The sequence below is a fragment of the Nostoc sp. CALU 1950 genome (assembly GCF_051172895.1).
Lineage (GTDB): Bacteria > Cyanobacteriota > Cyanobacteriia > Cyanobacteriales > Nostocaceae > Nostoc > Nostoc edaphicum_A.
In genome coordinates this window covers 1-9,543 of the sequence record NZ_JBDNJQ010000231.1, presented here as the reverse complement: position 1 = coordinate 9,543, position 9,543 = coordinate 1, and the positions used below count along the sequence as shown (strand labels likewise).

Annotated in this window: 12 protein-coding genes and 1 pseudogene; all 13 read left to right on the top strand. The window is 44.6% G+C overall.

Annotated elements, in window-relative coordinates; translation table 11 throughout:
• Window positions 1-633 precede the first annotated feature (633 nt).
• The 13 genes and pseudogenes from ABF638_RS34915 (at window position 634) to ABF638_RS34855 (ending at window position 9,499) form a co-directional block, all read left to right on the top strand.
• Window positions 634-966, top strand: coding sequence for a hypothetical protein (locus ABF638_RS34915; protein WP_104910176.1), 333 nt, complete (start codon window positions 634-636; stop codon window positions 964-966).
• 109 nt (window positions 967-1,075) lie between these two features.
• Window positions 1,076-1,948, top strand: a complete 873-nt coding sequence (locus ABF638_RS34910) for a hypothetical protein (RefSeq protein WP_435027370.1) — start codon at window positions 1,076-1,078, stop codon at window positions 1,946-1,948.
• 122 nt (window positions 1,949-2,070) lie between these two features.
• Window positions 2,071-2,397: a hypothetical protein gene (locus ABF638_RS34905; RefSeq protein ID WP_435027369.1), complete on the top strand. Its 327-nt coding sequence runs from the start codon at window positions 2,071-2,073 to the stop codon at window positions 2,395-2,397.
• Window positions 2,390-2,593, top strand: coding sequence for a hypothetical protein (locus tag ABF638_RS34900; RefSeq protein WP_435027368.1), 204 nt, complete (start codon window positions 2,390-2,392; stop codon window positions 2,591-2,593). The genes ABF638_RS34905 and ABF638_RS34900 overlap by 8 nt, the downstream gene beginning before the upstream one ends.
• 25 nt (window positions 2,594-2,618) lie before the next feature.
• Window positions 2,619-3,008: a hypothetical protein gene (locus ABF638_RS34895; protein WP_435027367.1), complete on the top strand. Its 390-nt coding sequence runs from the start codon at window positions 2,619-2,621 to the stop codon at window positions 3,006-3,008.
• A 125-nt stretch (window positions 3,009-3,133) separates the two neighbouring features.
• Window positions 3,134-3,424 (top strand): annotated as a pseudogene (locus ABF638_RS34890) (hypothetical protein); the annotation flags it as partial.
• A 163-nt stretch (window positions 3,425-3,587) separates the two neighbouring features.
• Window positions 3,588-3,824, top strand: coding sequence for a hypothetical protein (locus ABF638_RS34885; RefSeq protein ID WP_190964911.1), 237 nt, complete (start codon window positions 3,588-3,590; stop codon window positions 3,822-3,824).
• A complete protein-coding gene (locus ABF638_RS34880) occupies window positions 3,821-4,219 on the top strand; it encodes a helix-turn-helix domain-containing protein (protein WP_435027366.1) in 399 nt (132 codons plus the stop codon). The genes ABF638_RS34885 and ABF638_RS34880 overlap by 4 nt, the downstream gene beginning before the upstream one ends.
• The gene (locus tag ABF638_RS34875) at window positions 4,216-4,674 is read left to right on the top strand and encodes a DUF1392 domain-containing protein (protein WP_435027365.1); all 459 of its coding nucleotides are present in this window, start codon (window positions 4,216-4,218) and stop codon (window positions 4,672-4,674) included. The genes ABF638_RS34880 and ABF638_RS34875 overlap by 4 nt, the downstream gene beginning before the upstream one ends.
• Before the next feature lie 34 nt (window positions 4,675-4,708).
• Entirely contained in the window at window positions 4,709-5,512 is an 804-nt protein-coding gene (locus ABF638_RS34870; protein WP_435027364.1) for a KilA-N domain-containing protein, read from the top strand.
• A gap of 26 nt (window positions 5,513-5,538) precedes the next feature.
• Window positions 5,539-5,817: a hypothetical protein gene (locus ABF638_RS34865; RefSeq protein ID WP_152590947.1), complete on the top strand. Its 279-nt coding sequence runs from the start codon at window positions 5,539-5,541 to the stop codon at window positions 5,815-5,817.
• A gap of 53 nt (window positions 5,818-5,870) precedes the next feature.
• On the top strand, window positions 5,871-6,485 hold the full coding sequence (locus ABF638_RS34860; protein WP_435027363.1) for an alpha-ketoglutarate-dependent dioxygenase AlkB family protein: 615 nt from the start codon (window positions 5,871-5,873) through the stop codon (window positions 6,483-6,485).
• A 116-nt stretch (window positions 6,486-6,601) separates the two neighbouring features.
• Window positions 6,602-9,499: a plasmid replication protein, CyRepA1 family gene (locus tag ABF638_RS34855; RefSeq protein WP_435027362.1), complete on the top strand. Its 2,898-nt coding sequence runs from the start codon at window positions 6,602-6,604 to the stop codon at window positions 9,497-9,499.
• Window positions 9,500-9,543 lie beyond the last annotated feature (44 nt).

Sequence of the window (9,543 nt, the reverse complement as noted above, 5' to 3'; positions counted from 1 at the left end):
TTACATTTATAGACTACAGCCTAGCTACATAAAGGCTTTGATCGTTTTCGGAGATGTCTTTTACTATCTCAATATGCAACTCCTCTTTAGGATGCTTAAATCCTAATTTTGTGAAACTACAGCACCATCCGCGCGTTTGCCAACACCGTAATCTGCCGCGCTACCAGTTGTTTCGCTTCAGCAACCAGACCCGTGCCGCAGTTCGTGAATGACTTGATGCAGTTTCGTTTGGGCGTTAGCTGCACCATTGATTGCTGTTTGTAACACTTGTGGGTTTGTCATTTTTTAATTTTGGTGTAAAAATCCTGTTTCCCTGAAATCATGGGGCTTTAGAGGAAGAAATACCTTTGACTGATGAACTAGCAGCATATATCAAAAGCCATACATTACGATGTTTTGTCTTTTGGGTCATCTGATATTATCGTTCATCCCCACAGCCCAATCTTCTTAGAGAAGCGATCGCCTCCTTGATTTTTACTTCTATGACTCAACTTAGAGCAACTTTCCTTAACTAGCCAAGACGCTCGCTGTCCTGAGTTGTTGCATAGTGATACAAAGTTGATGACATGAACGGTTATGCCACCTCCCTGTAAGGTACTTTATTACTGCTTACAACAATAAACCTAAAATGTTATGCTGGCAAGTAGCAACGGTAAAAAAATTACTACGATGATAGATATTGAACATATTGCTACATTTAAATGGGGTAATAAACAAGCCAAAAAATTAACAGAATTACGCGGAAATATCCCCCGTCGTCAGCTTGAGCAAAAAACTACTGACCTTGGACTAAAGGTTGCACATCAATATATTCAGCAGTTAGAGCAGCCTGACTATTATGCTACCCGCCTTAAAAGTGGAACAATTACTGTTTCAGTAGAGGTTGTTAACGTTTTATGTGAAGCACTGAATGCCGATATTACCGATTTTTTCGATACTGCCAAAATAATTACTGTTGTTGCTTGACCTTTGTCCGTTGGTAACGGTAAAATAGAAACATACAAAACAAAAGGCGACCGCTCAAGTTTCGTAGGCTCTGCGATCACCCTTTGACCTTTTTACAGGAGTTTCTATTATGACCCATCCAACCTACACACAGCAAGCCCTCTCTCGTTACACCGTCCCCCGTCTCAAAAGAATCGCAGCTGAACGTGGCGTAACACCCACCGGGGACAAAAGAGCGGCCCAAACCTGGATAAACGCAATCATCACCCACCAATCCACCAAGCTTCAGAAAGTTGACAACCAAGCCCTTGCTCAAGCCGAACTCGACAGCTACATCATCGACCAAGCCCAAGTTGTAGCTCCCGAACTCCTCACAATAGTCGAAATCTCTTTTGACCATCACGAATATTACGCTGATGACAAACTGGTAGCCAGCATCAGCCATGACGACAACCATTTAACGCAACGCTGGGTAGTAGTAGTCAACGACAAAGAAGTATTTCGTGCCAACACTCTAATGCGTTGCGATCGCTTCATCTGCACTCACCATAAAGACGGCTCATTACCTGTGCAAGAAGAAGCAGAGGTGCAGGGGAGCAGGGGTGCAGAGGGGAAAAACTTACAACAACTTTCTCCTCTGCCCCTCTGCGCCTCTGCCCCCATGCTTTCCTCTTCGACCGAAAACCAAATCATGGCGCATATCTTCAACGAGTGCCAGAATTACGGGTTTGAAATCCTCGACGATGGGATTTACAACAACAACGGCGTGAAACTGGGGCAAGTCGGATGCACTGACGGTAACTGGTGGGTGAAGAGGCGTTATTCAGCCCAGCAGCAGTATTCTAACTCTGTGCTTGATGCTGTGCGCTCATTGTCGATGGTGGACGTGTCTACTGATGGTAAATCCATTTTTGATGAATATTTTTTAGACCAACCGTTAGAACAGCTAACTGGCGATAGATTGCAACGACTGCTGGAGAGAGCGGAGTTAGTCACGGTGTAAGTCTTGGGCTTCGCCTGGGAAAAGGTTAAAGGGTAAGGGGGAAAGGTAAATTTCTTCATTCCCTTCCCCTTTGCCCTTTCCCCCTTTCCCTAATTATTTATTCACCAATCCCCATTAAATCAATGCAACCTACGATCTCAATCCCCCAACACTGGGGCTACCCTCGCTTTGCTTTGGATCAACGTACAGAACAAGGCACGATTCTAGGACTTTACTACTATCCCTCTGGTACAGAATTAGCTGAACAATTTGATGAAGGATGGCGTTATGTATTGATGCCTAATAAAAATTCTGACGAAACATCGTACTTGCAAGAGAATCAAATTCAGCCGCTCTCCCCTGAAGAATTATTCTCACAGATACGCGCAGAGATTGACTTTCATCAACAGCAAATAGCAATTCTGCAACAACAGTTAGCCATAGTCACCGGAGGTTTCACAAATGCCTAAGACGGTTAACAACAGTTTTGACCGTAGAGCTAATCATTTGCTGCGTTTACTTCAGCTTTGCGGTGGCTGTGTTCCTCTGCACCGTTTGCAATTCCAATTCTCGGATTCAGTCATTCAAACTCTGCTGGATAGAGAACTGGTGCAAGTACAGAACACGAGAAGCGGCTTTTTGTTGGAGATTGCCGAGGATTTTTAAGTTATTAATCTCAGAGGAGAAAATCATGAAGCTTTACGCGAAAAACATTACACAGACTTTACCCAATTGGGCAACTGTCGTTACAAAGAGCGCAGATTTATTTGAGATTGAAATTAACGATGAACACCCAAATTTCCAATCTCTGCTTGAAGAGTTAGCGACGGAGATTGAGCCAGGAACCTTCGGTGTAAAGGCAGAGGATTTATGTTCACGACTGGGCATCGAAATGTCTAACCCACATCTCCACCAATTAGTTGAACAAGCCCAAACCCTGATAGCCGAAATTGCTACGCACCCAGACTACAAACAACTCTTGCAAGTAGGGTATCAGCCAGATTTAAACATTGCCGATGCTAGCACTGCACTCACCTATCTGCAATGGGAGCTAGAGCGTAACCCCGAACCTTCTAAATAGTACAAAAGCGTTCAGCTAAAGGAATGCCATTACTTTAGCTGAACGCACGGAAGTTTCTCTTCCGCTACAGAATTCCCATTATTGCACACGAAACACTAATCAATGAAACTTTAACCGAGGTGAACATGGTTACTGAAATCAAACTAGGTTTATGCAACCCTCCAGAACCCATCTATTTATATGTCAAAAATGCCGAGCTAGGTGGAGAATCTTACCTGTGGTATAACTACGATATTGACAGGGATAAAACCATCCCTGTTCCCAAAAAAGCTTTAACTGGGTACTTATCAGAACTGCGATTGACCACTAAAGAATTCCAAGGTAAAGACAACCTGAAATTGGATATTGTCATAAGTGCTGATGAACTTTATATTATCAGGACTGGTATTGAAACCAATTTCGCCAAAAGCTTTATCAGGTTGTTGATGCTGTTGCTAAGGGTGCTGATGAATTAACGGCAATCAACGGATGGATGCAACAGTTGCAAGCTTCAAAAGCCGGAGCGGTGTAAATCACAAGTCAGGGTTCAGAAGAAGTTTTATTTCTGAATCCTGAATTAATCAGATGGGAATAAAAGCCATGAAAGTCATTGTCACAGTAGTAGAAAAAATTACCAGCGAAGCGCACATCGATATCCCTGATGGGCTGAGTCAATCCGCAATTAAGCAGCACATCGTAGACCGCTACAACAGTGGGGCAATGTCCACAGATATGAATATTTTTCAGGTGGACTTTGAATCAATCAGCGCTCAAATTGTACAAGGACGGGCAGACACCAATTCTATCTCTGCATCAATAGGGGAGGTGAGATTATGAGTATCAAATGGACTGATGAAGAACTCGCAATTATTGAGGCGAAAGCTGAAATCTATACAGTCAAACAAATAGCTTCAATCATAAAAAGGCGAGGATTCTATCGCACACCAATTGCAATTTATCTAAAGTTAAATAGCTTAGGCTATTCAGCCCGTCCAACTCTTGATAACTATTCTTGTAAAGAGATTGCCCAAGTTCTTCAGTTAAACTTTTCAACTGTTACAAGATGGGTAAAAAGAGGATGGCTTAAAGCTACAAAACGTTCTGCCAGACATTACCAAATTCGGAGATGGCATTTAAAAGAGTTTTTTGATCACCCGCCACAATCAATTAAAAAACGCATTGCCGCTCTTGATGTTGAAGCGATTAATTACCTATTAGGGAGAAAAGCATGATTGACCACATTAACGCATTTCAAACAAGTTGGTATCTTTCTCCAGCTTGGCGTGGAACAATTCCACCTATTGCAGTTAATTTGCTAGAGAGAGTTTTCCTACGCACAACAAGAACATTTGGTTACTGCTGCGGTATGCAATGGAAACACGAATATTGGATTTATTCAATTGATTGCGGTAAAGAAATACTCCACGCTACACAAAACCAAATCATTGGGACTGGGGAATTAGAAACCATCACTGTGCAAAAACCTGCTTTCGTTCTGGGCGAACGAGTGATCCTCTGTTCTCATGACAAGGGAACAAAGCAACGGCTGGTTTTGGGGATTGCGCTGGTGCATAATTCTTGGTTTTACATGGTTGAATTAATGTCGCCAAGTTTAATTAAGACACCGACTATATCGAATCGTTTCTCATTAGTTGGTGAAAAAAGTTTGGTGCGAGTGAATGCCTGAATCAATTATTTGTTCAATACTCAGGGAATGAATCATGTTGACACATTTTTGGCACGACTCAGAAATTAATCAAATGCCTCAAGAAGATGGGGAAATAGGTAAATATGTTATACCCAAGGGCTACGTGAATGCAAGTCAGATGTGCAAAGCTAACGGGAAATTCTTGGCTGATTACACGAAGCTCAAGTCTACAAAGCAGTATTTACAAGCACTTTCTAACGATATGAAGATCCTCATATCGTTATTGGTGATAGATATCCAGGGATACAGAAGCGAACAAAGCACTTGGATTCACCCAGAAATCGCCATTGATTTAGCTCGATGGGTTTCTGTCGAATTCCGCATCTGGGCTAATAGAACTTTAATGAAAGTGATGCTCTCAACCCAAGTAGAGCAAGTATTACAGCAAGAACCACCACATACATTAGCTCCGTCCCATGAAGCCGCACAGTTAGCAATGATGTTGGGGGAATTTGCTGGACTAGACAAATCCCTCACTGCCCAGTTAGCAGTTAATGCCGCCACCAGAGTTAACCCCGCACTTAAGCCAGCCGCCGATGAATTAAAAACTGCCATCGCTCAAACCAATGTTGCAGAGGACGCATTTCTCAACCCAACACAAATCGGTGAGGTGGTAGGAATGTCTGCACGGGCTGTTAACCACTGCTTACTAAATTCGGGACTGCAATACAGAACTGATGACAAGAAAATTCCCTATCGTCCTACTGAATCTGGTAAGCAATGGGGTCGCATGGTTCCCGCAGTTGCCAAATCTTCAAACCAAACTGTTTTTCAACTGCGGTGGTTGCCCGAAATAGTAAAAGTCATCTCTCAATAATTCCCTACCTAACTCAACCTTTCGTTATGAACACTTTACGAAAAACTCTAGCAGAAAAATATGGTCTTGTTGCTGATATCATGCACGACGATTATTTTTTTGTTCAACTACCAGAAAACGAAGATCATTCACTCAAGTTTTTAGAGAGTAATTTACCAGAATGTATTCGGATTGAACTTGCAGAATGTTTTGCTGGTAGTGTAATTGCGGCTTGGGAAGTCCCCTTATTTTTACTCCCTCAAGTGTTACAGCAAGCCCATGATTTTGTCATTGAGTATTGGGAGCAAGTATCTCAAGAAACGTGAAGTATTCTCCAGCAACTAAAACTAAGAACAACTGCTTCAGCACACGTTTTTAATTGCAGAAAACTACCATGCAACAACTCAATTTATTTGCTGAATCAACCCCAGTTTTACCCATTACTTACTACCCCGATTTCTTAAGCCTTGAACAGGCCAATGGACTCTACCAACACTGCTTGAAACTGGAGTGGCAGCAGAACCAAATCAGAATGTTGGGTAAAACAATGCCCGTCCCGCGCCTTGAGTGCATTTATGGTGATGCCGGATGTGATTATCTTTACTCGAACAGCGTGTTTTTGAAACCACTATGGTGGACAGAAGCTCTGTCTAGCTTACGGGACAGAATCACTGCGTTGACTGGCTACAAGTTCCGCATTGTCATCGGAAATCAGTACCGCAGTGGCCAGGATTCGATTGGTTGGCATTCCGACAACGAAGCATCGATGGGATCTAACCCTGCAATCGCATCGGTAAGCCTGGGTTCATGTCGCAAATTTCAAATCAAACCGAGAAATGGCAAACCAACGGATTTCTGGCTGGAACACGGCAGTCTACTTGTGATGCACCCAGGCTGTCAGTCTACACATCTGCATCAGGTTCCGAAAACCAACAAAATGGTTAGCACCCGAATCAATCTCACGTTTCGACCGCACACGGGAGGCGGTAAATAACGCTGTAGCTGGCTATTGAGGATTTCATAGCCAGCACAAGCTCTTCACTTCAAGTTGAACCGGCGGCATGGGTGCAATGCCGCTTCATTTCCATGCGTCAAAATATCGGAGGGTATATGCGTATAATCGAATCTGATTCTCACTTCAAACATTTACAAGAATGGCGAGGCAGCGGAGTTGACGAAGAAATCTTTCACTTGAATGCGCGATCGCTCTCCGGCACAACACCTTACGAATATCTGCTCTACAGTCCCAAAATCTCCCGCCGCAACGATGGACGATTGCGTGATCGCGATTTGAAAAAATACCAGCACATTGAACTAGGCGGCTGGTGGTGCAGTGGCGTTGACCCCCTCAACAACTACGCCGTAATGATGTGGGGCTGCTTCAAACCCGACCACCCCCGACGCGATCGCCAGAAGATCCACAAATTCATCAAGTACGAGCATCCTTACAGAGAAGAAACACGCGCTTTCTTCCTCTTAGTGCCGAATCGCATTTGGGTGAAAGTTTCCCTACGTAGCGGTATTCCTATCACCGAAGAAGATTTGCAGCACCCTGGCGGTTTCTGGCACTGGGTTTGGCGGCATAATGTGCCAGTGACAATCGTGGAAGGTGTCAAAAAAGCAGGGGCGTTACTGACTGCTGGTTATGCTGCGATCGCTATCCCCGGTGTTAACGCTGGATACCGCACACCTACTGATGAATACGGTACTGCCATTGGTAAGCCAAACCTCATCCCCGACTTGAAACATTTTGCAACACAGGGGAGACAGGTTAACATCTGCTTCGACCAGGACAACAAACCTGAGACAGTCCAGCGAGTCAGAACCGCTATCAGTCGCATGGGACGGCTGCTGGTAAATGAAGGCTGTTCGCTACGAGTGATTGATTTACCGCTAGGGCCAGAAAAAGGGGTTGATGATTTTATCGTTGCCCAGGGTCAACCCGCATTTGACGCACTCTACAACACTGCCGTTGCACTGGAGTTGTGGGAGATTAAGCTGTTTACCTTGTTGACTTACCCGCCAGCGATCGCTCTCAACCAAAGATTCCTCGGACAGCTTCTCGTACCCGTTGGTGAAAAGCTGATTATCCTCAAGGCTCCCAAAGGCACTGGTAAAACCGAATGGCTGGCAACTGAGGTAGCCAAAGCACATGACCAAGAGAGACGGGTATTAATTATCACCCATCGTATTCAATTGGGCGAGGCGTTGTGTAATCGGTTTGGTGTTAACTATGTTACCGAAGTCCGCACGAATGAAACAGGCACATTATTAGGATATGGGGTGTGTGTTGATTCGCTGCATCAGGAAAGTCAGGCGCGATTCAACCCGAACGACTGGGCGAATGATGTCATAATTATTGACGAATGTGACCAGGTATTCTGGCATTTGCTCAACTCTGGTACTGAAGTGCAAAAGCGTCGGGTATCTGTTCTCAAAAACCTCAAACAACTGGTACAGAATGTTTTGGGCAGCAGTCAGGGAAAGATTTATCTGTCTTCTGCCGATGTTTCAGATACAGATGTAAAGTATGTTTTATCACTCGCTGGAGAATGTCGAGTTAATCCCTTCGTCATCGTCAACAATTATCGGCACATAGCTGGCAACTGTTACAACTACTCTGGCAGTAACCCGAAGAATTTGATTGCTGCTCTTGATCGGGCGATTTCCATTGGTGGGCATCATTTACTCTGTTGCTCTGCTCAAAAGGCTAAGTCTAAATGGGGAACCCAGGCGCTTGAAGAACGGTTCCGTCGTAAATATCCAGAATTGCGAATCCTGAGAATTGACAGCGAATCTGTTGCTGACCCCTCTCATGCGGCTTTCGGTTGTATCGCTCATCTGAACGAAATTCTCACCCAGTACGATTTAGTTATCGCATCTCCAAGTTTAGAAACTGGCGTATCCATCGACATTCGAGGACATTTTGATGGGGTATGGGGAATTTTTCAGGGTGTACAGCCGGTTAATTCTGTGCGTCAAATGTTGGCAAGGGTTAGGGAAACTGTTGACCGTCACATTTGGGTGCGAGAGTGGGGGATGGGTGTTGTGGGTAATGGCTCTACATCCATCGGAGGATTGTTGAGAAGTCAACACGTTGCTACACAGGCGAACATTGCGCTATTGTCGGCGGCGGACAATGACGATTTAAGCTTTGTTGACCAGAACTTTCAACCGGAGTCATTGCAGACTTGGGGTAAGCGTGGTTCTGTCATCAACGTTGAGATGCGGCGCTATCGAGAGTCTGTGCTTGCAGGTTTGGTTGAGGATGGGTACACCATTATTGATGCCGACGATGCATCGGACGATGAGAGTGGGGCAGTTATCGAGTCGGTTAAAGCGGCAAGTCAAGAATTGTATACTGCTGAGTGTCAGGCGATCGCTAATTCTGATGAACTCTCCCAAACTGAACTGAAAAAACTGCAAGACACAAGGGCGAAAACCAAAACTGAACGACACCAGCAACGCAAGGCTGAATTGTCTCGTCGCTATGAAGTTGAAGTTACGCCTAATTTGGTGGAGAAGGATGACGACGGCTGGTATCCTCAACTGCGGATGCACTATTATTTGACGCTGGGGCGAGAGTTTCTGACAAACCGTGATACTAAACGGGCTAAGGCACAGTTAGAAGCTGGGGAGAATTCGGTTTGGAAACCAGATTTTAATAAGGGGCAGATGTTGCCGGCTGTACTGTTGTTAGAAGAACTGAATCTGTTGCAGTTGCTCACGCCAGACGTTAAGTTGCGGGGGACTGATGAAAAGATGGTGGAGTTTAAAGCACTGGCTGTTCAGCACAGGCACGTTATCAAGAATTACTTGAATGTGAGTATCTCGGAAAAACTGACCCCAGTAGCGATCGCACAGAAATTACTTGCCAAGATTGATTTGAAGTTGGACTACGTTGGTCGATTGGGTAAGCGTGAAAATCGGGAGTGCGTTTATCGGTTTGTTGCCCCTGATGATCAGCGTGATTCGATTTTTGGGCAGTGGTTAAATCCTGGAGTTTAGACTAAGCCATACAAAATGACCCAGCAGGGCTGAGTTAATCAGAG